Raw genomic sequence first — 23,804 nt, forward strand, 5'->3', positions numbered from 1 at the left:
GTCCCGCCTCCTGCCGTGTCCCCGCACGTCGGGCTGCCCACCGCGGCGCCCCTGACCCCGGACCGGCCGTCCACGGCGTGTCCCGTGCACACCGACCCTCGCATGGTCCCACGCGACCGGCGTCAGGGGTAGCCCCGACCTCCGGACCCAGAGGCGATCAGCGTTCCACGGCGTCGCGGATCGCGCGGGCTGCGACGGCCACCGCGTCCAGGGTGGCGGGGGCGCGTTCCAGCTGCTGGATCGTGGCGGCGGCTCGGGCCAACGGCTCGGCGCGGTCGGCCACGAACCGTTCCACGACGGTCGGCGGGTCGAGGGCCGGATCGGACACGGACCGCAGCGCCACGGCGGCGGCATCGCGCCGCAGGCGCCGCAGGTCGAGGTCGACCCCGCGGTGCTGGCGACGGGCCCAGCCCTCGCCGAGCGGGATGCGCCCGAGCTGGTTGATCACCCGGTCGATGCCTGCCCTCTCGGCCAGACCGAACGCCACGTCCGCGACCTGGACCGCCGACCGGCCGTCCACCCCAGCGTCGAGCAGGACCGCGATGTCCGGGACGATGGCCAGATCCGCGGCGACCGCCAGGAACCGCGCCAGCTCCGGATCGACCAGGTCGTCGACCAGCCAGCGGGCGTGGGCGATCCGGGCCCGCTGCTGCGCGGCGGACCCAAGGCGCAGCCCCCGCGACAGCAGCTCCTCGGCGACCGAGGTGTCACGCTCGAGGAGCGCGGTGGGATCCCGGCCCAGCAGCGGATCGTGCAGGAGGGTCGTCGTCAGGTCGATGACCAGCCGGTTGACGACCTCCGCGAGCTCGCGCACGCGCTCGGGGTCGTGGGTCGCACTGAGGTCCTCCACCGCGTCCCACCAGCGTGGCGCATCGACGGTCCGGCTCGCGATGCGCACGGCAAGGGCGACCATCGGCAGGCCTGCTCCCGTCTCCTCCGCGAGGCCGCTGGCGAAGGTGACCCCGAACCGGTCGACGATGCCGTTGGCGACGGCGGTGACGATCAGCTCGCGACGCAGGCGGTGGCGAGGCAGGAGCTCGCCGAAGCGTTCCACGGCACGGACCGGGAAGGGCTCCCGCACCGCGTCGGCGAGGACCGGGTCCTCGGGGGCGTCGGAGGCGAGCAGCGCTTCCTTCAGCTCGCGCTTCGCCCAGGCCAGCAGGGTCGCGAGCTCGGGCCGGGTCAGGCCGCCGCCGGCCTCGGCCCGGGCCTGCAGACCCTCGGTCGACGGAAGGACCTCGACGCCGCGGTCGAGATCCCCACTGGCCTCCAGCCGGGCGATGAACGCCTCGAGCGCGACCGCGTCGTCGGCGCCGCGGGCGACCTCGGCCGAGATCGCGGCGACCTGGAGGTCGACCGACCGCATGACCGCCGCGACGACGTCGTCGGCGAGATCGGCGAGCACGGCGTCGCGTTCGCCTGGCTCCAGGCTGCCGTCCCGGATGGCGAGGTCCAGCAGGATCTTGAGGTTGACCTCGGCGTCCGAGGTGGCGACGCCTGCGGCGTTGTGGATCGCGTCCTGATCGACCCGGGAACCGCGCTTGGCGAGCTCGATCCTGGCTCGCTGGGTGATCGCGAGGTTGGCGCCCTCGCCGATCACGCGCGCCCGCACCTGCGACGCATCGACGCGGACCTCGTCGTTCGTCCGGTCGCCGACCTCATCGTGGCGTTCGTCGCTCGCCCGGACGTAGGTGCCGATGCCGCCCGCCCACAGCAGATCGACCGGTGCGGCGAGGATCGCCCGGATCAGCTCGGGCGGCGACAGCTCCTTCGCGTCCGTGCGCAGCCGTTCGCGCACCGGATCGGACAGCTCGACGCTCCGCACGTCTCTCGGCACGATCATCCCGCCGGGCGACAGCAGCGACCGGTCGTAGTCGTCCCAGCTCGAGCGCGGGAGGTCGGCCAGGCGGGCTCGTTCCGCGAAAGCGACCGACGGGTCGGGGTCGGGGTCGAGGAACACGTGCCGGTGGTCGAAGGCGGCCACCAGCTCGATGTGTTCGGAGCACTGCATGCCGTTGGAGAACACGTCGCCGGACATGTCCCCGATGCCGACCACGGAGATGGGCTCGGACCGGGCGTCGACACCGAGTTCACGGAAGTGACGGACGACCGCCAGCCAGGCTCCCTTGGCCGTGACGCCGAGCTCCTTGTGGTCGTACCCGCGCGACCCGCCGGACGCGAACGCATCACCCAGCCAGAACCCGTACCGCGACGCGACGGCGTTGGCGGTGTCGGAGAACGTCGCCGTGCCCCGGTCAGCGGCGACCACGAGGTAGCTGTCGTCGCCGTCGTGGCGGACGACCCTCGGTGGTGGGACGACCCCGTCGCCGCCGGGCTCGAGGTCGTCGGTCACGTCGAGCAGCCCGCGGATGAAGGTGATGTAGCGCCGCTGGACCTCGTCGCGCAGCTCCTGCGGGTCGCGGGGCGGCCGGGTCAGCACGAAGCCACCCTTCGCGCCGGTGGGCACGATCAGCGCGTTCTTGAGGATCTGGGCCTTGACCAGGTCGAGGACCTCGGTGCGCACGTCGTCGCGTCGGTCCGACCAGCGCAGCCCACCCCGGGCCACCGCGCCGCCGCGCAGGTGGATGCCCTCGACGAGGGGCGAGTGCACGAACACCTCGCGGTAGGGGACGGGTGGCGGGACGTCCGGGATGCGGGACGGATCGAACTTCAACGCGATGTAGGGGCCGCCACCGGCGTCCTCGATCGCGTCCTCGCGGTAGGCGTTGGTCCGCAGGGTCGCCTCGACCAGGGCGGCCAGGTTGCGCAGGATCCGGTCAGCGTCGAGGCGCGTCACCTCGGACATCGCCTCCTCGAACCGGGTCTCGGCGTCGTGCTCCGCCCGGGCGCGGTCGGCGGGGTCCTCGGCGATGGCCGGGTCGAACCGCGCGCGGAACCGGTCGAGCAGCGCCGCCGTCGCCTCGGCGTGCTCGATGAGGTTCTCCTCGACGTACCGTGGGGTGTAGGGCGTGCCGAGCTGGCGGCGGTAGCGGCGGTAGGCGCGCAGGATCGACAGGTCGCGCCAGGTCAGATCGGTCAGCAGCACCAGACGGGTCAGCGGGTCGATCTGGGCGTGACCGCGCCACGCGGCCAGCAGGGCGTCGGCGGCACGCTGCCGGCCGGCGGCGTCCAGGAGCTGCTCGACGGCGCCGTCGGGGACGCGGACGCCGAAGTCGTGCAGGTGCAGCTCGGGATCCCCGAGCAGCTGGTGGGGGACCTCCTCGACCACCGTCAACCCGAGCGACTCGAGCACCGGCAGGAAGGCGGACAGCTCGAGGGCGGCGCCCCGGTTGACGACGCGCAGACGCCACCGTTCGGGGAGGTCCTCGTCGGTCGAGTGGCTGGCCTCGGCGTCGGGCTCCCAGTCGGTGGCGAGCTCGTCGTCACCCTCGAGGACGCGTGCGATCAGCCGGAGGTCCTCGACCGCACGGTCTGGGGCGGTGCCGTCGCGGTACGAGCGGGGGAGCCGGCGGGCGAGGCCGGACACCAGCCGTGTCCCCTCCTCGGCACCGACCCGTTCGGTCAGCAGGTCGCTGACCTCGTCGATCCAGGAGCGGGCGAGGTCACGGACCTCCTGCTCGAGCTGTCCCGGGTCGATGCCGGGCACGTCGTGTTCGAGCGTCAGCAGGTACCGGGCGAGCGCCTCGTTGCGGTCACCGAGCGAGACGCTGACGTCGACGCGGTCGGCCTCGTAGCGCGCGCGGAGCAGGTCGGCGAGCCGGTCGCGCAGCTGCGGTGAGTAGGTGTCGCGCGGCACGGCGACCAGGACCGACACCGTCCGCGTGCCGGCATCGGTGCGGGTGAGGGCGCGGATCTCGCGGTGGTCCTCGGCGTGCAGGAGGCCGAGGAGGATGTGGCGCAGGTCGTCGACTGCCATCGGGAACAGCTCGTCCTTGGGCAGCGCTTGGAACAGCGAGGTGAGCACGACCTCGTCGTGGCTGCCGGGGACGACGTCCTCGATGTCGAGCACGTCGGCGAGCTTGCGCCGCAGGACCGGGGTGGCGTCGGCCGGGGCGTCCTCCCCGCGCCGGGTGAACAGGGCCAGGACCCGCAGGACGCCGGCGGGGCGCCCGGCGTCGTCGAAGCGGGCGAAGGCGAGGTGCTCCATGCGAACCCGGCGCTGGACGGTGGAACGCGACCGGGTGCGCGACCAGGTGAGGAGCTGGGGGTCGAGCACGTCCTCCGCGAGCGTCCCCGTCAGCTGCTCGAACGGCACGAACTCGCGGTACCGCGAGCGCGATTCGTCACCGAGCAGCCCGTACCCGGATCCCTCCACGAGCTGCACACCGACCGGGTCGCCGCCGCCGGCGGTCATGGGCAGGCCATCGGCGTCCACGATGTCGAGGGCGCGGGTCCCGAGGAGCACGGCGTGCTCGTCGAGCAGCCACTCGACGAGGTCGGCGACCTCGTGGGCGTCGGTCGGGTCGCGCCCGGGTCGCTCCGCCCGCAGGCTGTTGGCGTGTTCGCGGAGCCGGGCGCGCATCGCGTCGAAGTCGTCGGTGGCGGCGCGCACGTCCGACGCGAGGTCCACCAGCCGGTCGCTGAGGTCCTCGACCTCGCGACGGTCGAGCGCCCGGTCGAGGACCAGGTGCAGGAGCGCCTCGCGGCCCGGGGTCTCGCGGGGTGGGCCGGCGGCGGTCAGACGGCCGGCCTCGTCGCGTTCGGTCCCGACGATGGGGTGGAGCTGACTTACCACGCGGTGACCGCGGCGTTCGATCTCGTCGAGGACGGTGGACAGCAGGAACGGTCGGTCGTCGGTCGCGAGCTGCACGACCGACCCCGCGCGGGGACGGCTCTCACCGGGTGGCAGCACGTCCACGGCCACCCCGTCGCCGCGTCCGGCGAGGAGGGCGGCGCCGGCGGCCACCTGGCGGGCGAGGGCGGGCACGTCGGCGGCGACCAGCTCGTGCTCGGGCACCCGGCGGAGCGCTTCGCGTGCGATGGCGACGGCCAGATCCGGTTCGGGAGCCCCGAGGTCGACCGCGGCTGCGGCGACGGCATCGAGCACCCGCGTCAGCGACGCACGCTCTGCAGCTGACACGGTCCGGGTTCTCCCAGGTGGGGGGCGCAGGCGTGACGCTAGTGAGGTGGCCGGGGCTCGCCACGCACCTGGTGCCAGCCGCACGGCCGTGGACGTCGCACGGACCGGGGGGACCCGGCCGCGTGAGCGACCGTTGCTAGCGTCCGCCCGCCCCCCGCCCACGAGGATCACCGCCGTGCCACGTCGCTACCGACCCACCCTGTCCGCGGTGTTCGCGGTCGCGCTCGGGACCGTGCTCGTCGGCTGTGCCGGTGGGGGTTCACCGATCCCCGACGGCTACCAGCGTGTCGAGCACCCCGACCTGCACCTGGCCGTCCCGCAGGAGTGGGAACCGGCCGAGGCCGAACGCCGCAGCGTCGACGAGGACGCGACGGCCTACCGGGTCCCGGATGCGGACGGGCTGCCGATCGGTCTCGAGGTCTTCCGCGCGGCTCGTGAGGGAGGCAGCGGTTACGCGAGGGCGGACTTCGCCGTGGATGCGGTGCTCAGCGACCTCTACACCGCCGAGAGCTTCGAGCCGCTCGGCGTCGACCACGACGTGACGGTGGCCGGCAGCGACGACGCCTTCCTCCAACAGCTGCGCATCGCCGCACCGAACCTCGGGCCGGACGCGACGGTCCGGTTCACCGCCGTCGGCGTCAGCCTCGGGGCCGACGACGACGCGGGTGACGGCGACGTCGTGGTGGTCCTGATCACGGGACCCGAGGACCGGATCGACGACGCGACCATCGAGCGGATCGTGGACAGCCTCGAGGTCGTCGGGGCCTGAGGGACGCGGGCAGCCGTCCGGTCACACGGTCCGGGCACACGACGAGGGCGCCCCGACGGGGCGCCCTCGTGTGCGGTGCAGCGGTGCGGCGTGGCCGCAGCGCGAGGTCAGAGCTTGCCGAGCGCCTTGGCCATGCCCGACTTGCGGTTGGCGGCGGTGTTCTTGTGCACGACGCCCTTGGACGCGGCCTTGTCGAGCTCGCGCGCTGCGACGGCGTACGCCTCGGCAGCGGCTTCCTTGTCGCCGGCCTCGGCGGCGGCGCGGAAGCGCTTGGTGAAGGTCTTGAGCTTGGAGCGGACCGCCTTGTTGCGCTCGTGGCGCGCCTCGTTCTGGCGGTTGCGCTTGATCTGGCTCTTGATGTTCGCCATCTGGGTGGTCTCTCGGTTCGTTCGGGTGCGGCGCTCGGGCGCGCACGGACGTTCGCGCGGGGGTGCCGGAGGACCGGCGAAGAGTGCTCGGGCCACACTGTTGGCACATCTGGCGACGCGAACCGGCGCAGCAGGAGCCGCTCGGTGGTGCAGGCCGAGCCGGAACGGTACCAGCGCGCCGCCGTGAGCGGCAACCGGTCGCGGTCCCCGCACGGCGCCGCGTCAGGTGTCGTGCGGCCCGTCGGTCGCCCCGTCGGCGTCGGCGTCGGCGGGGTGCAGCACGCCAGGTCCGGTGGGCACCAGCGGGTGGCGTTGGCAGCGGCGGTCGTAATGCGCGTCCTCGGTGTGCTCGAAGGGACAACCCCAGACGCTGCGCCGCCAGGCACCGGCGACGAGCCAGTAGATGGTCAGCAGCCACACGACGGTGACGAGGAAGCCGAGCAGGGCGCCGCCGCCGGTGACCTGGATCTGGTCGCTGGTGGCGAGGGTCCACACCAGGCGGATGAGCTGCAGCACGGTGACGACCACGAGCGCGCCGGTGAGGGCGATCCAGAACCCGTCGCGGAAGGAGGGCCGTGGCCGTGGTCCGGACGAGGCGGGGTCGCCGGGTCGCGGTCCCTCCGCCGGCCACTCGTAGCGCCGCCTGCTGAGCCGGTCGCGCCACCCGCGACGTTCGCCCCGACCCACTCCCACCTCACGATGTCCACCCGCGACCACGCGCCGCGGAGCCCCAACGGTACCCCGCTCGGTCAGGGGTGAGCGGCGCCCGGCTGGTCGCGCAGCGCGTCGCCGAGGCCGCTCGCGCGGTGGGTCCTGGCACTGATCGTGGTGCGGATGGCGGCCTCGGTGGCGACGATGGTGGCCCCCTGCCGGGCGCGCGTGACGGCGGTGTAGAGCAGTTCGCGGGTGCAGATCCGCGACGCGGGGTCGGGGAGCACCACGACGGCGTGCCGGACCTGCGAACCCTGGGACTTGTGCACGGTCATCGCGTGGACGGTCTCGACGTCGCCGATGCGGGCGGGGGCGAGCGTGCGCACCCCGTCGCCGTCCGGGGCGGGGAACGCGGCGGTGACACCGGGCGCACCGCCGGCGTCGCCGGAGCCGGTGGCGGCGTCGGTCGGGCCACCGGGTCCGGCGACGATGACGCCGAGGTCACCGTTCCACAGCTGGAGCCGGCGGTCGTTGGTGGTAGCCATGACCGGACGGCCGAGGTACCAGCGCTCCGACGGGTCGATCAGCCGCTCGGCGGTCAGCCAGGCCTCGATGCGTGCGGTCCAGCCGGCCACGCCGGGTTCGCCCCGTCGGTGGGCGCAGAGGACGCGGACCTCGTCGAGGGCGGCGAGGGCGGCGGCCCCGTCCCCGGTCCGCGCGGCGTCACGCAGCTGCCTGCCGACCTCGAGCACGCGGTCGCGGACGCCCGCGAGCTGCGCGTCGCTCGGCCCCGTCCGTCGCCAGCTCCGCCGGCTGTCGGCATCCCCACCCGGACGGATCCAGTGCAGGTCGGCGGAGGCCTCGAGCGCGGAGACGGCCGCGTCGGCGTCCCCTTCGCGGACGGCGGTGGCGAAGCGGTCCACACCCGACCCTGCGGCGAACCGGTGGACCCGGTCGAGCACGACGAGGGCGTCGTGGACGCCGGTGGCGTCGGCCATCGTCGTGTCGGTGAGGTGGGCGTCCCCGAGCACCGCCTGCAGGGTGGCTCGGGCGGTCGCCGACCGGCAGGGGGTGGCCGACGGGTCGCCGACCACGTCGCCGAGGACCGAGCCGGCCTCGACGGACGCCAGCTGGTGCGGATCGCCGAGCAGCACCACCCGCGCGTCGGCGCGCACCGCGTCGAGCAGCCGCGAGAGCATCGTGAGGTCGACCATGGAGGTCTCGTCGACGATCACGACGTCGTGGGGGAGCGGGTGGCCGGGGCCGTGCCGGAACCGGCGGCCGTGGCCACCGAGGCTGCCGAGCAGGCGGTGCAGGGTCGTGGCGGTGGCGTCACGCAGCCGGTCGTCGCCCGGACCGGCGGCGGCGCGGAGGGACTCGGTCAACCGCGCGGCGGCCTTGCCGGTGGGAGCGGCGAGCGCCACGGCGGGCGGACGGGCACCGACCGCAGCTGCCTGGCCGTCGAGGAGGCCGAGGATGCGCGCCACCGTGGTGGTCTTGCCGGTCCCCGGGCCACCGGCGATGACGGTGAGGTGACGGGTCACCGCGAGCACGGCCGCGACCTGTTGACGGTCCGGCGCCGCACCGGGTGCGGGGCCCCGGTCTGCGTCGGCCGCCTGCTGCGCTCGGAGGTCGGCCCGCAGCCGGTCGAGGTCGACCCCTTCGACCTCGCGTTGTGCCCGGTCGTGGAGGGCGCGGGCGGTGCGGCGTTCGTGGCGCCAGTAGCGGTCGAGGTACAGGCGCGTGCCGGCGAGGACCAACGGCGGCACGTCCCGGCCGGCATCGGCCGGTTCGGTGAGGTCACGGGGGTCGCGTTCGACGACCAGCGGGCTGGCCGCGAGGGCGGCCCGCCACGCCGCGGGGTCGGGCCAGGGGAGCGCGGCGACGGGGTCGTCGGCCGCGTCGTCCCCCGCGTGGTCGTCCTCGCCGAGGTGGCCGCGGGGGCGTTCCTCGGCGGTCTCGGCCACCACGGTCGCCCGGACCGCGTCGAGGTCGACGCACACGTGCTGGCGGCGGGGCGCCCGGACCGCCAGGGCGGCCCCGAGCATGACCTCGTCGCCGGGGTCGCCGAGGAGCCGGCTGAGCGCCGCCGCGACGTGGACGTCGGCCGGGGCGAGCACCCCCGCCTCGACGAAGGGGGCGAGCGGCGCCGGTGGGGCGCTGGCCCGACGTCGGTCGCGGCGAGCTTCGTCGTCCTGATCACGGGACAGCACGGCGGCGACCGCCCGGGCTCCCGTCTCGGCCGCCTGCGACGGGCCGGGGTCGGTCGGCGCGGCGGCGTGCTCGGAGGCACCAGCGTCGTGCGGCGGGAAGGGCAGCGGGACCTGGGTCACGGGCTCACCTCGGCGCCGTCGAGCAGGTCGGACAGGTCGGTGATCAGCCGTGCCGGCGGCCGCCACGCGAACACCCCGATCGGGCTGCCGTCCACCATCGGCGTGTCGGGGCCGATCATCCCGCGCAGGAAGAGGTACAGCGTCCCGCCGAGGTGACGGTCGGGTTCGTAGTCGGGGAGTCGCCAGGCGAGGTAGCGGTGGAGCGCGACCTGGTACAGCAGCGCCTGGAGCGGGTAGTCGTGTTCGACCATCGCCGTGGCGAGCGCGCTCGGTCGGTGGTCCCAGGCGGTCGGCGGGTCGGGCCAGGCCAGACGGTTGGTCTTGTGGTCGGCCACGAGGTAGCGGTGGCCGTCGCCGTCCGGGACGCGGAAGGTGAGGTCGATGGCGCCGTTCAGGTACCCCCGCAGGTCGAGGTGGTACCCCGGGGCGCGGAGGCGGGCGGCGTACCCGGCGGCGCGCAGCGGGTCGTCCGCGGCGAGGCCGCCGGCGTCCGGGTCCCGCTCGAGCAGGTCGGCGAGCCGCGCCAGGGCCACCGGCGTGCCACCCCGTCGGCCGCGGTCCCCACCCGCGAGCGGCAGCTCGAAGGTCATCTCGTCGAGACGTTCGGAGCGCGACAGGTCGGCCAGGCGCCGCCAGCGCGTCCCCGCATCATCGGACACGGTGCCGGCCAGCGGGCCGAGCGGGGAGGTCACCGCGGCGACCAGCCCGTCGACGAGGACGGCCGGGTCGACGGTGACGTCGTGCTGACGGACCTGCTCGGCGACCGTGGCCGTCAGGGCTGTGTGCAGGTCGTCGGCGGCGAAGTCGACGTGTTCGAGGACGGCGTGGACGAGGGTCCCGAACGCAGCGCTGCCGCGGATGCCACCGAGGGGCACGTCGCGGGCCTGCAGCGCGGCGACCTCGGCGGCCGGCGGTGCAGCAGCACCAGCGGCGGAACCGGTGGTCGTGACGTCGGCACCCTCGGGCTCGTCGTCCTTGACGGTGACCGCGGCCTCGGACCGGACACCCGCGGGGGCGTCGAGGTGGCCTCCGGCGAACTGCGCCGCGCGACGCACGATGCCGGTGTACGAGGTGCGGTGCCACGCCCGGTCGAGCGTCCGCTCGAAGCGGCGGACGGCGAGCGTCGGTGCGTCCTCGTCGCGGTCGTCGGCCCAGGGGTCGACGTCGATCGTGGCCGGGACCGGGTCCACGCGGGCGTCGACCCCGTCGAGCCGGGCCCGGAGGACGGGGACGACCGCGTCGTCGGGGGGCAGCGTCACGCCACCGGTGAGGACCACCGCGCCGTCCTCGTCGCGGAACAAGAGCCGTGCGAGCGCCGATCTCTCGCTGCCCTGGAGCTTGGCCCACCAGACCACGGCGCGGTGCTTGGCGCGCGTGAGGGCGACGTACGCGAGCCGCAGCCCCTCGCCGGCGGCCTCGATGGTCGCGAGCTCCTGGTGGGCGTCGAGGCCGTCGCGACCCTTCGGTCCGGCGTCGATGAGCCGGCCGTCGCCGTCGGGGTCGTTGAGCAGCAGCGGTACCGACGGGCTCTGGCCGGGGCTGAACAGGAACGGTGCGAGGACCACGTCGAACTCGAGGCCCTTGCTGCGGTGGACGGTGAGGATCTGCACGGCTTCGTCGTCGGACTCGAGGCGGCGTGCCTCCTCCTCGGGGGGCAGCGTCCCGTCGTCGGCGTCGCTGCGTCGGGCGAGCAGCCACGAGCGCAGCGCCGTCACGCCGCGTTCGTCGTGGAGCTCGGCGGCGTGCAGCAGTTGGCCCACGTGCCGCAGGTCGGTCAGGCGCCGCTCGCCGCCGACGGTGGCGAGCAGTCGGTGGGCGACCCCGGTCTCGGCGATCACCGTGCGCTGGAGGGTGGCGACGCCGTGCTCGCGCAGGACGCTGGCCCAGCGGTGGAGCTGGTCGTGGAGGTGGTCCCAGCGTCGTTCATCGTCGGTGGCCAGGTCCGCGGCGGTCCACCCGCCCCAGGCCGACACCGCGTAGCGCCGGGCCCGGGCCTGGTCCGCGGGACGCTCGAGCGCGTCGAGCAGCCACCGCCAGTCGCCAGCCGCGTCGGTGCTGAGGACGCTGCCGACACCGTTGACCACCGACGGCACCTCGACCGCGTGCAGGGCCCGCTGCACCTGGGCCGCCTCGGCGTTGGTGCGGACGAGCACGGCGAGCTGGCGGGACCGCAGGCGGTGCCGGTCCCGACCGACCCGCACCTCGCGCAGGTGGTGGACCACGACGCTGGCGACGTCGCAGGCGATGTGCTGTCGGACCGCTGGTGCTCCCGAGCCGCCGGGGACCTCGCCGACGACGCGCAGCTGGAGGGGCTCGGGCCGCTGGTCGTCGTGCAGGGTCGGCCCGGTGTCGTCGGTCGGTGCCGCCTCGACCGTGCGGAACCGGATGCGTCGGTCGCCGAAGTGGGTGCCGGCCAGCACCGGTTCGAGTGCCCGCAGCAGCGCGGCGTCGGTGCGCCAGTTGGTGCCGAGGGTGCGGCGGTCGTCGGCCGCGTCGGTGGCACGCAGGTAGGTGGCGACGTCGGCGCCGCGGAAGGAGTAGATGGCCTGCTTCGGGTCGCCGATCAGGACCAGGGCCCGGGTCGGGTCGTCCGGATCGGTGAAGGCCCGTTCGAGGATGTCCCACTGGATCGGATCGGTGTCCTGGAACTCGTCGACGAGCGCCCAGCGGTACCGGTCGCGCAGGGTGGCGACGGCGAGAGGTCCCTGCACCGGGTCGGTCAACGCGTCACGCAGCGCGAGCAGCAGGTCGTCGTAGCCGAGGACCCCGCGGCGGGCCTTGCGTGCGGCAGCTTCGGCGCGGACCTCGGCGGCGAGCTGGCCGAGCTCGGCGGCGCCCGGGTCGGGGTCGTCGGGTCGCGGGACGACCCGGGCTTCGGGCCGGGTGATGGCGGCGGTGGCCAGCGCGTGCAGCGCCGGGCCGCCTGGTCGCGCCGGGGCCGAGGGGTCGGTGGGGTCGCGGTCGAAGAAGCGCCGGACGGTGACGTCCTGGACGACCTGCTCGATCAGCTCGGCGGGGTCCTCGAGCAGCTCGATGGAGCGGGGCAGTTCGACGCTGAGGCCGACCGATCGCAGCACCTGCTGGGTGAACCCGTGGATGGTGGAGATGGTCGCCGCGTCGAACTCGCGCGTGGCGTCGACCAGGTTCCGGTGGCGGGCCTCGAGCTGCTCGAGGGTGGCGCCGACCGTGAGGGCGTGGTGCACGACGTCGTCGCTGGCCGCGACGCTGCCGCCGGCACGCACCTCGGCGATCGCGCCGGCGAGGTGGCTGGCCGCGTCGACGAGGCGACGGCGGATGCGGTCGCGCAGCTCGGCGGTCGCGGCGCGGGTGAAGGTCACCACGAGGATGTGCGGCAGCTCGCACACGCCCTCGGCCACGGCGCGGGTGACGAGCGCGGCGATGGCGTAGGTCTTGCCCGTACCCGCTGACGCTTCGAGGACGGTCGTACCGCGTGGCAGGTGGCCGGCGAGGTCGAGGGTCACGGGGTCGGTGGCGGCGGCCTCGGCGGCCGGGTCACGGGACGGCGGGTCGGGTCGGAGGTCAGCGCTCACGGTGGTCCTCCAGCTGCTCGGAGCCGAACAGCGGCCACCACACCCGTCGGGCCAGGCGCCCGAAACGTCCGGGCTCCTGGTCGACGAACCACCCGTCGCCAGCTTCGGCCTCGGTGGGTGGCAGCGCGAACAGGTCGTCGAAGCTGAGGTCGCCGAGCACGAGACGGTTGGCCTCGTCGCGGTCCTCGTTGTCGAAGGCACCCCGGTCGTTGGTCGTCCAGAGGTTGGACGCCTTCTTGGCGGGTACGGACTTGCTGTCGGCGATCTCGAGCTCGGCGAGCCACGCGGCCTGGGCGTAGGCGTGCGCCGTCTTGCAGGGCAGCGGCACGGGTCCGGTCAGCCCCCGCTCGCGCAGGTCGAGCAGGTCGTCGAGGCTGGCCTCCGCGGTCCGCTGGCGGTCGGTCGGGTCGCCGTCGGTCGGTCCGAGGTCGCAGTCGCGGGCCGCCCGCTTGCCGCGTGCGCCGACGTGCTCGATCCGGTCCCGCGGTCCGATCCGCGAGACGCTGGCGATGGCCTCGCCGCCCGCCTTGCCGGCGTCGCTGCGCCCGCGGCCGAGGGTGACGGCGGACCACGCCTGGGTCGGGTCCTGGGCGGTCAGCGCGAGGACGTCCACCCACGCCTCGAGGCGGTGCTTGGCACCGAGCCGGCTGTACGAGGCGGCGCGTCGGGTGCAGCCGACGACGTCGGCGACGGCGCCGCGCAGCCGCCGGCCGCTCGGCAGCTCGAGGTCCACGTCGACGCTGCGTCCGGGGCTCGTCAGGTCGACGTCGAGGGCTTGGGCGGCCGTCCGGAGGGTGGCGACGATGGTCGTGATCGTGTCGATCGCTGCGTCGGCGAGGTGACCGGGGGGCAGCGCGCCACGACCTCGTTCGACCTCGATCGCCCGCTCGATCGAGCCGCCCGCGACCACCGCACGGAAGAGCCGTTCTCCGACGGCCCACTGCGCGAGGCCGTTGGGCAGGTCGGTGGGGACCGCATCGTCGGTGACGTCCCCGTCGCGCGGGAAGGTCAGCTGGAGCCGCTGGCGGAGCAGGGCCATGCACGGGTGGGTCAGGAAACTGCGCAGGTCGTGGAGCGCGACGGGGCCGTCCGGGTCGGCGGTGGTGGGCAGCGACAGGGTGGCATCGGCGCGCACGAAGGGCGGGGGCTCGACGGACGGCCCGGCCGCGGCCTCCGCCGCCCGCAGGTCGTCGACATCGAACCCGAACGGCTGGCCTGCCGGCGCGGCGGGCCGTGCGGCGTGGCCGATGCCGGTGGGTTCGAAGCGTGCCGGCGCGAACGGTTGGAGGGGGTGGTCGACGGCGACCAGCACGGACGCCGCGACGTCGCGCCCCTGCTCGTCGGTCACGTCGGTACGGACGGTCCGGTCGACGACGTCGAGCAGTTCGCCGACGGGGACGGCGGGTGGGCGTTCGTCGTTGGTGCGCTCGTCGTGACCGGTGGTGAACACCACCAGGTGCGAGCCCGCGGCGAGGAGCGCGTCGAGCAGCAGCTGGCGGTCCTCGGTGCGGGCGTCCCGGTCACCGACCAGCGGCGTGGCGGCCAGCAGGTCGTCCCCGTCGGGCACGGTGCGACGGGGGAAGACCTCGTCGTCCATCCCGAGGAGGACCACCACCTGGTGGGGGACCGATCGCATCGGCACGAGGGTGCAGACGGTGAGGTCACCGGTGCGGTGCGAGGCGCGAGAAGGGGCGCCCTGGAGCCGGTCCTCGAGCAGCTCGCGGACCTCGACCAGGGTCAGGGGGTGCTGTGCCTCGACCCCGGCGGCGCTGGCCGCGTCGCGGACGTCGTCGAGGAGGCGGTGCAACTGCAGGCGCTGCCACGCGTCGTCGGCGTCGACCTCGCACAGCTCGTCGGCCGCGGCCCGCAGGTGGGCCGACCAGTCGGCGAAGGGCTGCGGACCCTGGAGGGAGCGAAGAGCGCGCTGCAGGCGGTCGAGCAGCTCGGCGAGGCGACCGACGAGCTCGACGTCGGCGCCCTCGACGTCGCCCTCGGGTGGCACCCCACCGACGGTCCGCAGCGCCTCGTCGTCGACGGCGACGCCGACCAGCCACCGGTCGAGGCCGGCCCGCCAGGTGTTGGCGGCGGTCGGGACCCCGTGCACGGCGCGGTGGTCGCCGTCGAGGCCCCACCGGATCCCGGTGCGCTCGAGCCGCTCCTCGAGCTGTTCGAGGGCTGACTCGTCGAACCCGAACCGGGTCCGCACCGGACCGCGCGCGCACAGGTCGAGCACGGCGCTGGCGGTGACACGGTCGTCGGCCATCGCCAGCACCTCGGCGACGACCCGCAGCACGGGGTTGGTGCGTCGCAGTGACCGGTCGGCGAGCTGGACGCGCAGATCGGTGGCGTTGGCGCCGCCGTCGGGGCCGCCGGTGGTGGTGGCCTGGCGGCTGAAGACCGCCTCGACGATCGGGGCGAAGGTCTCGATGTCGGGGCACAGGACGATGATGTCACGGGGTTCGAGGTCGGGGTCGTCGGCGAGCAGGCCGAGCAGCACGTCGCGCAGCACCTCGACCTGGCGGGTGCGGCCGTGGCAGCGGTGGATCTGCACTGAGCGGTCGTCGCCGGCGAGCGTCGGTCGCCGGTCCTCGTCGCCCGGGGTGTGCGGTGCACGGTCGGCCCGGACGTCGGCCTGGAGCCGCTGGAGGAGCGTGGCCGACGGCGAGGCATCGTCCACGGGACCCGGGGGGTTTGCCTCGGCCGGCGTGGTGCGGACCACGAGCTGCAGCTCGCGGGCGTCGCGTCCCCACGCCGCCAGCAGCGGGTTGCGGGGCAGCGTCCGGGTCGGGTCCTGGTCGCGGCGGGGGAGCGCGGTGGTGCGGGTCGCCGGCGCGGTCGGCGGCGCATCCGAGGCGAGGTGCGATTCGAGCCGGGCCCACAGCGCCGGCGAGGGGTGCAGGAGGAGGAGGTGGACGTCCCGGCCGTGCGGGGCGGTCGAGGTCGGGCCCTCCGCGAGGGCCGCGAGCACCTCGAGGTAGGTCACCGGCAGGGCGGTCATGCCGAACAGGGTCAGCCGATCCGGCAGCTCGACCGCCGGCGCGCCGCCGGGTGCCCCCGTACCGGCGCGGAGGACCTCGGTGGCGGCTTCGAGCCGTTCGGGCGCGGAGGCCGTGCCGACGTGCTCGCGCAGGCGTCGCCACAGCCACGGTTGCCAGGCGAAGCGAGCCGGGAGCGGGCCGCCGGCGGCGTCGACGTCCTGCCCGGCCGCCCACGCCTGGAGGAGGGCCGGACGGTGGACCGCGTAACGGTCGAACAGGTCGGCGACCCGCCGCACGGCCCCGAGCCGACGGTCCGACGGTCCGCCGCCGGGGCCCACCAGGTGGCCACCGAGCGGACCGAGCTGGTCGACCTCACCGGCCGCGACCGCCTTCGACACCACCTCGAGCAGCGTCCAGGACAGCCGGTCCGGGCGCCACGGGTCTGCCTCCGGGTCGCCCCCCGTGGCCCGGGTGATGGCGTCCGAGACGAGACGTCCGGGGAAGGGGAACTCGATACCGGCAGCGATCCCGTCGCCGCGACCTGGGGTCGCGCCCAGCCGGTGCGAGAGCTGTTGGGCGACCCACCGTTCGATGCCGCGGGAGTGGACCGCGACGATCTCGGGAGCGAAGGGGTGGGGCGGGGGGACGGCCAGCACGTCGGCCAGCGCGCCGACGAGCGCGTCGGCGCGGTCGGCGTGGTGGACGTGCAGCACGAGGACCCCCGGGTGAGCGTCGGCCGGCGGCCCTCGCCGGCGAGCGGTCCGCAGTCTGCCAGCCGACCGTGACACGCACGCCCACCGACGTGACGGAGCCCCGGTGACCTTCGCAGGTCACCGGGGCTCGTCGGTTCCTTCCGGATCGGTCCCGGTGCACCCCGGAGGGTGTCGCCCCGAGGGGCGTGCACCCCGAGGGGTGCTGCGTGACCGTGTGATCCTTCCGGTGGCACCATCTCCGCTGCGGCGGCGGTGCCGCTCTCCACCCGCCAGGCGCAGTGGCGGTCGTCGAGCGGTTCGGTGTCGGTCCGACGGCCCTCCGGGTGCGCTGACCCTCGCGGGCCTCGCCTCCCCGGTGGTCCGGACCGGACCCCCGACCGTTCCCGGCGCCGCCCCGAAGGGCGTCGCACGTTCCGGGTCGGTGGCTCGTCCCTGGCGATCCTCCGCTCCGGTCCTCCGACCCGGAGGTCGGCGTCCCTTCGCGGTGGACCAGGCACGGTCCTCCACCTCGTCACGGGGTCCTGCACCGGCTCCCGTGGCGGCCGATCGAGCTTGTCTCGCAGTCGCATCCCGACCGGCGAGGCACACGCTACGCACGGCTCCAACAGGTGTCCAGAGCCTGACGGCAACTCACAGGCAACTCACAGGTGGCCCACAGGGAAGCCCGCGGTTGTGCACCGCTCGTCCACAGGAACGCCTGCTGCGGCGCACCGTCGACGGTCGCCAGCGCGCGCCGCCGTGCTCAGCGGCCCGGCAGCGGCAGGCCCTCGAAGACGAACGTCGGGTACAGGGAGTTCGGGGCCTGGGACGGACCATCGACAGGCCGGTTGAGGTTCAGGTTGTAGTTGAACCGGAGCGTGACGCTGGTGGCGTCGGCGGGGAGGCGGCCGAGGAAGCCGATGCGTGCGGACATGTCGCTGTTCGGGTCGAGTTCGAGCTGGGGGTTGTCGCTCGACGCCTGGTAGGCGTAGCTGCGTCCGGTGTCGTCGATCAGTTGGACGAACTGCTGCACCCGGTCGTCCTCGCCGTACAGGGCGAGGGTCACGGTCTGACGGTGCCCGTTGTACAGCTCGAACGAGACGAAGATGCCGTTGTCCTCGATCTCGAGGCCGGTCAAGGTCATCGTGCTGCCGTTGGGGTGCTCGATGCTCTCGTCGAGGTCGATCGACGTCGGACCCTCCGGCTCGTCCTCTCCGTTGCCGGTGTCGTCCTCGCCGGCGTCCTCGGTCCCATCGACGGCAGGCTCGTCGCCGTCGCCGTCGCCGGCCTCACCGTCGGCCGCTGCGGCCGAAGGGTCGTCGCCGTCGGTGGGGTCGTTGCCGTTGCCATCGTCACTGGTGCACGCGCCGAGCACCAGGCTGGCGACCGCGGCGATCGCCAGGGTCCGTTGGATCGATCTCATGCAGCTCACTCCGGGGCAGGGTCGGTCGCCGCTTCGAAGCAGCGGTGGCCGGCCGGCAGGTCAGTCGGTCTCGGGCGGTTCGACCCCACGGATGAGGATCTCCACGCGCCGGTTCTGTTGCTTGCCCTCGGCGGTGTTGTTGGTGGCGACCGGGTCGGTCTCGCCACGTCCTACGACGGTGAGCCGGCTCGCATCGACACCGGCAGCGGTGACGTAGTCGGCCACCGCCTGCGCGCGACGTTCGGAGAGGTCCTGGTTGTAGTCGGCGGCACCGTCGGAGTCGGTGTGCCCCACGATCTCGACCGGCGCGTCGGGGTAGAACTCGAGGACCTCGACGATGTCGTCCAGCCGCGCTTCGGCCTCGGGCAGCAGTGTGGACTCGTCGACCGCGAACAGCACCTGCGAGGGGATCGACAGCTCGGTGCCCTCGGAGGTCACCACCCCGTCGTAGGAGGAGATGGTCTCACCGACCCGGACCTCGACCGAGGACTCCAGCCCTTCGCCCTCGGTCACCGTCACCGACGAACTCAGCCCGCCGCCACCACCCTCGTCGTCACCGTCGTCCTCGTCGAGGTCGGGCGTGTCGAGTGGCTGCTCACCTGCGGTCTCGTCCAAGGTCTGATCCGGCGCGGCCGAGCCGTCGTTGGCATCGTCGTCGCCGGTGCAGGCACCGAGGAGCAGCGAGCCGACGAGCAGGAGGGCCGTCGAGGCACGTTCGTGGCGCATCTTCCATCCCCGTGTACGTGTAGGTGGAGCCTAGGTCTTGGGCTGGCGGGCCGGCGTCAGGCGCCGGGGAGGGGCAGGTCGGCGAACTCGAACGACGGCGCGTCGGAGAAGTCCGCGTTGTCCCGGTCGGCGGGGCTGCGGGGTTCGCCGTCCTGGTCGTGGTTGAACTGCACGGTCACCGAGGACGCGTCGGTCCCGACCCGGCCGATGAACGCGATCGAGCCCTCGAGGGTGCCGCTCGGCTCGATCAGCAAGGCGTCGTTGTCCTCGGGCGGCTCGTACCGGTACCGCTTGCCGGTGTCGTCGACGATGCTCGCGAGTTCGAACGGGGTCAGCAGGATGTCGAACGGGGCGCCGTTGAACGCCTCGATGTCCAGGAAGATCGCGTTCTGCTCGACCCGGATCGCTCGGATCGTGAGCTCGACGCCGTTCGGGTGGGTCTGGGTCTGGTCGATCGTGACCTCGCCCAGCGGGCTCGCGTCGCCGCCGTCGTCAGCGTCCACGTCAGCAGGACTGCCGTCGTCGGCGTCGGGGTCTCGACCGTCGGCGTCCGTTGCATCGACGTCGTCGTCGGCCTGCTGATCCGCGCGGTCGTCGGTGGGCTGGTCGTCGTCCGCGCGGCACCCGCTGAGTGCGAGGGAGGCCGCGATGGCGAGCGCGACGGTTCGCTGGGTGTGTCGCATCACGCGTCACCTCCGGGGAGGGGCAGGTCGGCGAACTCGAACGAGGGCGCGTCGGCGAAATCGGCGTTCTGCGCGTCGGCTGGCTGGAGCGCCTCGCCCTGCTTGCTGTAGTTGAAGCGCAGGGTCACCGACGAGGCGTCGGGGCCGACCCGGCCGATGAACGCGATCGACCCCTCGAGGGTGCCGTTCGGCTCGATCTCGAGCGCCTCGTTGTCCTCGGGCGGCTCGTACCGGTACTCGCGGCCGGTGTCGTCGACGACGGTGGCCAGGTCGAGCGCGGCGAGCAGGACCTCGAACGGCGCGCCGTTGAACGCCTCGATGTCCACGAAGATCGCGTCCTGCTCGACCCGGAGGCTGTGGACGGTGACCTCGACACCGTTCGGGTGGCTCTGGGTCTGGTCGATGCTGACCTCACCGAGCCGGTCGGCGACGACGTCTCCATCGCTGTCGTCGTCGGTGCCGTCGTTGTCCAGGCCATCAGCGCCCGCGCCGTCGTCGGCCGCCCCGTCGCCCTGATCCTGGCCATCGGCGTCCGTCGCTTCGACGTCAGCCTCGACCTGATCGTCGGAGCCGCCACGTGCGTCATCGTCCGACCCGCAACCGACCAGGACCGAGCTGATCAGGACCCCGGCGGCCAGGAACGCACGCTGCTTGATCATGTCGTCACCCCCGTTCGGCCGGCATCCTAGGCAGGACGCCGGTCGGCGCGCACGTCGGTGCGCGCAGGGGTGTGGACACACGACGGGGTGGTGCGGCTACGGCCGCCACATCGACGGCCGCAGCACGGCTGGGGTCAGCGTTCGTAGACGCCGACGATGCGGTTCTGCTCGATGATCGCGTCGCCGTACTCGCGCAGGAAGGTCTCGCGGTCGGGCTTGCCATCCACCGTCCGGCTCAGCGCGTACACCCAGAAGTAGTAGTGGTGGGGGCCGTGCCCGTCCGGTGGCTGCGGGCCGCCGTAGCCCTGGGTGCCGAAGCCGTTCGGGCCGGGGTTGAACCGCTCGTCAGCGTCGATACCGATGGTGGTGGTGTCGGTGGGGATGTTGTACAGGGTCCAGTGGGTGAACCCGAACGGCAGCGGTGCGTCGGGGTCGTGGCAGATCAGCGCGAGCTCGACCGCGTCGGAGGGCACCCCGCTGATGGTCAGCTCGGGCGCGACGTTGTCGCGATCGTTGGCGTTCGCGTCGGTCAGCCGGTCACCGCTCTGGAACTGCGAGCTGGTGATGGCGAGGTCCTGGATGTTCAGGCCCACGGGGTGCTCCTGGTCGTCACGGGTGTCGGTCGGTCCCGACGCTAGGCAGACCTCGCACCGGCACCCCGTACGACCGGGCAGGGACGCAGGTCGCTGCGTCGCGCTCAGGCCGGCTCGGCGGTCACGGTGGCCCCGTCGACCACCCCCCAGCGTTCGAAGGCGCCGGCTTCGGCCTCGAGGATGGCGCGGGAGCGGAGCACGACCGGGCTGAGCCGACCGGGTGGCAGCGACCGGGTCCGCAGGACGCGCCCGTCGCGGTCCAGGAACGCGACGTCGATCGCGAACCGCATCCGGAAGGTGTGGACCTGCTTGGCCGGCGAGATGAGCATCGCCCCCTCGAGCCCATCACGTCCGAGCAGCCCCTTGGACCGTGTGCGCGCCGTGTCGCAGACCTCCACGGGCGCGACGTCACGCCCCTCGACCAGCAGACGTGCGAGACCGGCCACCGGCCTCAGTCCGCGTCGGGTGGTGCGACGCCGACGACCAGGATCTCGACGCGGCGGTTGCGCTGCTTGTTCGCGTCGGAGTCGTTGGGTGCGACCGGGTCGCTCTCCCCACGGCCCTCGACGGTGAACCGGCTGGCGTCCACACCGGCGTCGGTGAGGTAGGTGGCCACGGCCTGAGCGCGTCGTTCGGACAGCCGCTGGTTGTACTCGGCGGCGCCGTCGGAGTCGGTGTGGCCGACGATCTCCACCGGTGCGCCGTCGTAGAACTCGAGGACCTCGACGATGTCGTCGAGACGCGCCTCGGCTTCGGGTAGCAACGTGGCCTGGTCGAAGGCGAACAGCACGTCGGCATCGACCGACAGCTGGGTTCCCTCGCCGGTCTCGATGCCCTCGTACTCGGAGATGATCTCGCCGACGCGGACCTCGACCTCCGAGCGGATGTCCTCGCCGGGATCGGTCGTGATGCTCGACCCCGGGTTGGAACCGGTCCCGGTGGTCGCCTCGCTGGTCGGCGAGGAGGTCGGCGCGGCGGTCGGTGTGGCCGTCGGACCATCGTCAGGATCGCCACCACCGCCGCAGGCGGTCAGGACGACCGCGATCGCGGCGACGGTGGCGGCCAGGCGGTGCGGAGGTCTCACGAGTTCGGGAGGGGAAGGTCGGCGAACTCGAACGACGGCGCGTCGGCCAAGTTCGGGTTGTCGGCGTCCGCGGGCTGGAGCGGCTCACCGTCGTTGTCGTGGTTGAACTGCACGGTCACCGTGCTCGCCTCCGGTGCGAGCCTGCCGATGAAGGCGAGGGCGCCCTCGAGGGTGCCGGTCTGCTCGATCGCGAGGCCCTCGTTGCCCTCGGGCGGCTCGAAGCGGTAGCTGCGGCCGGTGTCGTCGGTGAGCAGGATCTGGTCGAAGGCGGCCAACAGGATCTCGAACGATGCCCCGTTGAACGCCTCGATGTCCAGGAAGATCGCGTTCGGCTCGACGCGGAGGCTGTGGATGGTGAGCTCGACACCGTTGGGGTGGGTCTGGCTCTGATCGATGGCGACCTCGCCGAGACGATCCTCGGCGGTCTGGCCAGCCTCACCATTGTCGTCGCCGGTGTCGCCGGTGTCGTCCGCGCCATCGACGTCCGCGCCATCGACGTCCGCGCCATCATCGCCCGCGTCGTCGGTGACGGGTGGGTCCGGTTCGGGGCCGTCGTCGGACGAACAGCCGGCTAGCCCGAGCGCAGCAGCCGCAGCCAGTGCCATCGCGTGTCGCATCGTCACCGTGAACACCCTCCGTTGGAAGTCCGGGAGCCTACTACCGTGGTCGTCGCTCCCGACGTGTCGACCGGACGTGACGCCATCACAGACGCCTCGGATCGACGAGCTTCGGATCGTCGACGACCACGCCGACGCTGGCCAGCATCTCGGGCGAGAGGCCGAGCGCGCCGAGACGGACGCCGTTCGGGCAGTACTCGAAGTGGACGGGGTCGTAGCTGGACCCGGCCCAGTTGCCGCCCCAGCAGAGGTTGAACTCGTTCTCGAGGCGGCTACGCCCGATGAAGTTGTACACCGAGATGCCCTGGGATTCGGGCACGTCGAACGCCAACCCGTAGTTGTGCATCGACGCGCCCGGCGGCGCGACCGGGTACGGGGGGTTGGGGTCGACGAGCCAGGCGGCGTACATCGCGGCCTGTTGCTCCATCGAGCGGTACCCGCTGGTGATCGTGAGCCGGCCGTACTCGCCCTCGATCCGCAGGATCGCGACGTGCATGACCTCCTGCAGGCCACGCACGTCGACGCTGCAGGAGGTGAGGCCGGACGACGTGGGGGCCGGATCGATGCTGTGGCGGTCGATGAGCGCCTGGACCTCGGCGCCAGTCAGGCACTGTGGCCCACCTCCGCCAGGACCGCGGAAGCCGGTGAACTCGATGACGGCGGTGGCCCGAGCGCTGCCGCGCGTGTCGGCCATGGCGTCGTTGGTGGCGGGGCGGCCGAGTCGCCGGTCGGTGCGGGTCACGACGTCGACCGCGATGGTCCGGGCGTCGACGCGACGCACCGTTGCGGGCGACACCAGCGTCGCGCCGTTGCGCTGCGCGTAGTCGGCGGCTGCCGCACGAGCAGCGGAGACGACCGATGGCGGGACCTGACGGTGGATCATGAAGTGGATGTAGGTCACGATGTCACGCTCGAAGCGATCGGCGACGGCGTCCGCTCCGGCGAGGGCGGCGGCGTCGGCGGACGTGACCGCTGAAGCCCGCAGCTCGGTGAGTCGCCCGCCCTGCATGAGGACCGCCCCCGTCGCGAGGATGCCGATGATCGCGACGAGCAGGATCGGGAAGGCCTGGCCGGACTCGTCGGCGTGGCGTCGGTACGTGGATCGCAGCATCACGGGTTCGCTCCGCGGTTCGTCGTGCTGGGGGAGCCGAGCGGTCGGAGGGACGGGACACGCGGCGAGGCGGGACGACCGTGGTCGTCCCGCCTGGCCCCCCGTGAGTCCGCCGTGGTCAGGCGTCGGTGACGGTGTCCTGCACGTTCTTGAAGGCGGCGTTGATCGCGCTTCGGATCGAGCTCGCGATGGTGCCGCTGTTGGTCGCCACCGCGGTGATCACCGCGGCGATGAGGACGATGACCGCCACGTACTCGGCGGTGCCCTGGCCCTCCTCGTCGGACATCACCCGGTGCTTGAGGCTGCGGAGGCCCGAGCCGCCCTCGATGTACAGGCGGGTGGTCATCTGGTCGAGCTGGTCGATCGCGGTACGCATCTTGGCTGCTCCTCTTGTGTGGGTTCCCCGGGCGGGTCGTGCCCCGCGTCCGTTGAGGAGAAGCTACGTGGGGTGGTGGGGGGGCGAGGAGAGCCCCGGGACCCAACCCTGCGGGCGGGTGGGGCCCAACGGTCTGGGCCCCCTGTCGG

The 23,804-nt window shown here is 73.5% G+C and carries 17 protein-coding genes; 1 reads left to right on the forward strand and 16 read right to left on the reverse strand.

Annotation, left to right across the window (positions count from 1 at the left end):
- Window positions 1–157: 157 nt before the first annotated feature.
- The gene (locus tag NITAL_RS25105) at window positions 158–5,041 is read right to left on the reverse strand and encodes an NAD-glutamate dehydrogenase domain-containing protein (protein WP_157042084.1); all 4,884 of its coding nucleotides are present in this window, start codon (window positions 5,039–5,041) and stop codon (window positions 158–160) included.
- 175 nt (window positions 5,042–5,216) lie between these two features.
- Here NITAL_RS25105 and NITAL_RS25110 point away from each other — a divergent pair, with 175 nt between their 5' ends.
- Window positions 5,217–5,810, forward strand: coding sequence for a hypothetical protein (locus tag NITAL_RS25110; RefSeq protein ID WP_052668968.1), 594 nt, complete (start codon window positions 5,217–5,219; stop codon window positions 5,808–5,810).
- A gap of 107 nt (window positions 5,811–5,917) precedes the next feature.
- On the opposite strand, the gene rpsT is transcribed toward NITAL_RS25110, so the two are convergent.
- The 15 genes from rpsT to NITAL_RS25185 form a co-directional block, all read right to left on the reverse strand.
- Window positions 5,918–6,178, reverse strand: a complete 261-nt coding sequence (gene rpsT, locus NITAL_RS25115) for a 30S ribosomal protein S20 (RefSeq protein ID WP_052668969.1) — start codon at window positions 6,176–6,178, stop codon at window positions 5,918–5,920.
- A 222-nt stretch (window positions 6,179–6,400) separates the two neighbouring features.
- Window positions 6,401–6,871 carry a hypothetical protein gene (locus NITAL_RS27655; RefSeq protein WP_157042085.1) on the reverse strand — a complete coding sequence of 157 codons (471 nt, stop codon included), beginning with the start codon at window positions 6,869–6,871 and terminating at the stop codon, window positions 6,401–6,403.
- Between the two features lie 56 nt (window positions 6,872–6,927).
- Window positions 6,928–9,162 (reverse strand): exodeoxyribonuclease V subunit alpha, encoded by a 2,235-nt coding sequence (gene recD / locus NITAL_RS25125; RefSeq protein WP_052668971.1) that lies wholly within the window; start codon window positions 9,160–9,162, stop codon window positions 6,928–6,930.
- Window positions 9,159–12,713 (reverse strand): UvrD-helicase domain-containing protein, encoded by a 3,555-nt coding sequence (locus tag NITAL_RS25130; RefSeq protein WP_052668972.1) that lies wholly within the window; start codon window positions 12,711–12,713, stop codon window positions 9,159–9,161. The genes recD and NITAL_RS25130 overlap by 4 nt, the downstream gene beginning before the upstream one ends.
- The gene (recC, locus tag NITAL_RS25135) at window positions 12,703–16,404 is read right to left on the reverse strand and encodes an exodeoxyribonuclease V subunit gamma (protein WP_052668973.1); all 3,702 of its coding nucleotides are present in this window, start codon (window positions 16,402–16,404) and stop codon (window positions 12,703–12,705) included. Before recC ends, NITAL_RS25130 begins: the two co-directional genes overlap by 11 nt.
- Window positions 16,405–17,146: 742 nt before the next feature.
- The gene (locus NITAL_RS25140) at window positions 17,147–17,806 is read right to left on the reverse strand and encodes a hypothetical protein (protein ID WP_052668974.1); all 660 of its coding nucleotides are present in this window, start codon (window positions 17,804–17,806) and stop codon (window positions 17,147–17,149) included.
- Between the two features lie 60 nt (window positions 17,807–17,866).
- A complete protein-coding gene (locus NITAL_RS25145; protein ID WP_052668975.1) occupies window positions 17,867–18,532 on the reverse strand; it encodes an OmpA family protein in 666 nt (221 codons plus the stop codon).
- A 56-nt stretch (window positions 18,533–18,588) separates the two neighbouring features.
- Window positions 18,589–19,215 carry a hypothetical protein gene (locus NITAL_RS25150; RefSeq protein WP_157042086.1) on the reverse strand — a complete coding sequence of 209 codons (627 nt, stop codon included), beginning with the start codon at window positions 19,213–19,215 and terminating at the stop codon, window positions 18,589–18,591.
- Window positions 19,215–19,874, reverse strand: a complete 660-nt coding sequence (locus NITAL_RS25155) for a hypothetical protein (protein WP_052668977.1) — start codon at window positions 19,872–19,874, stop codon at window positions 19,215–19,217. Before NITAL_RS25155 ends, NITAL_RS25150 begins: the two co-directional genes overlap by 1 nt.
- A 134-nt stretch (window positions 19,875–20,008) precedes the next feature.
- A complete protein-coding gene (locus NITAL_RS25160) occupies window positions 20,009–20,467 on the reverse strand; it encodes a YbhB/YbcL family Raf kinase inhibitor-like protein (RefSeq protein WP_052668978.1) in 459 nt (152 codons plus the stop codon).
- Window positions 20,468–20,571: 104 nt separating this feature from the next.
- The gene (locus NITAL_RS25165) at window positions 20,572–20,913 is read right to left on the reverse strand and encodes a DUF192 domain-containing protein (protein WP_211262674.1); all 342 of its coding nucleotides are present in this window, start codon (window positions 20,911–20,913) and stop codon (window positions 20,572–20,574) included.
- A 5-nt stretch (window positions 20,914–20,918) separates the two neighbouring features.
- Complete coding sequence (locus NITAL_RS25170) at window positions 20,919–21,551, reverse strand: OmpA family protein (protein WP_052668980.1); 633 nt, start codon at window positions 21,549–21,551, stop codon at window positions 20,919–20,921.
- Window positions 21,548–22,174 carry a hypothetical protein gene (locus tag NITAL_RS25175; RefSeq protein ID WP_157042087.1) on the reverse strand — a complete coding sequence of 209 codons (627 nt, stop codon included), beginning with the start codon at window positions 22,172–22,174 and terminating at the stop codon, window positions 21,548–21,550. Before NITAL_RS25175 ends, NITAL_RS25170 begins: the two co-directional genes overlap by 4 nt.
- Window positions 22,175–22,253: 79 nt before the next feature.
- The gene (locus tag NITAL_RS25180) at window positions 22,254–23,279 is read right to left on the reverse strand and encodes a M15 family metallopeptidase (protein ID WP_157042088.1); all 1,026 of its coding nucleotides are present in this window, start codon (window positions 23,277–23,279) and stop codon (window positions 22,254–22,256) included.
- A 118-nt stretch (window positions 23,280–23,397) separates the two neighbouring features.
- On the reverse strand, window positions 23,398–23,655 hold the full coding sequence (locus NITAL_RS25185; protein ID WP_052668983.1) for a Flp family type IVb pilin: 258 nt from the start codon (window positions 23,653–23,655) through the stop codon (window positions 23,398–23,400).
- Window positions 23,656–23,804 lie beyond the last annotated feature (149 nt).

Source organism: Nitriliruptor alkaliphilus DSM 45188 (assembly GCF_000969705.1).
Taxonomy (GTDB): Bacteria; Actinomycetota; Nitriliruptoria; order Nitriliruptorales; family Nitriliruptoraceae; genus Nitriliruptor; species Nitriliruptor alkaliphilus.

Bases quoted from the DNA above. Each gene is read 5' to 3' on its own strand.
- rpsT (WP_052668969.1), bottom strand. From the start codon at position 6,178: ATGGCGAACATCAAGAGCCAGATCAAGCGCAACCGCCAGAACGAGGCG.
- NITAL_RS25140 (WP_052668974.1), bottom strand. From the start codon at position 17,806: ATGAGATCGATCCAACGGACCCTGGCGATCGCCGCGGTCGCCAGCCTG.
- NITAL_RS25145 (WP_052668975.1), bottom strand. From the start codon at position 18,532: ATGCGCCACGAACGTGCCTCGACGGCCCTCCTGCTCGTCGGCTCGCTG.
- NITAL_RS25150 (WP_157042086.1), bottom strand. From the start codon at position 19,215: ATGCGACACACCCAGCGAACCGTCGCGCTCGCCATCGCGGCCTCCCTC.
- NITAL_RS25155 (WP_052668977.1), bottom strand. From the start codon at position 19,874: ATGATCAAGCAGCGTGCGTTCCTGGCCGCCGGGGTCCTGATCAGCTCG.
- NITAL_RS25180 (WP_157042088.1), bottom strand. From the start codon at position 23,279: ATGCTGCGATCCACGTACCGACGCCACGCCGACGAGTCCGGCCAGGCC.
- NITAL_RS25185 (WP_052668983.1), bottom strand. From the start codon at position 23,655: ATGCGTACCGCGATCGACCAGCTCGACCAGATGACCACCCGCCTGTAC.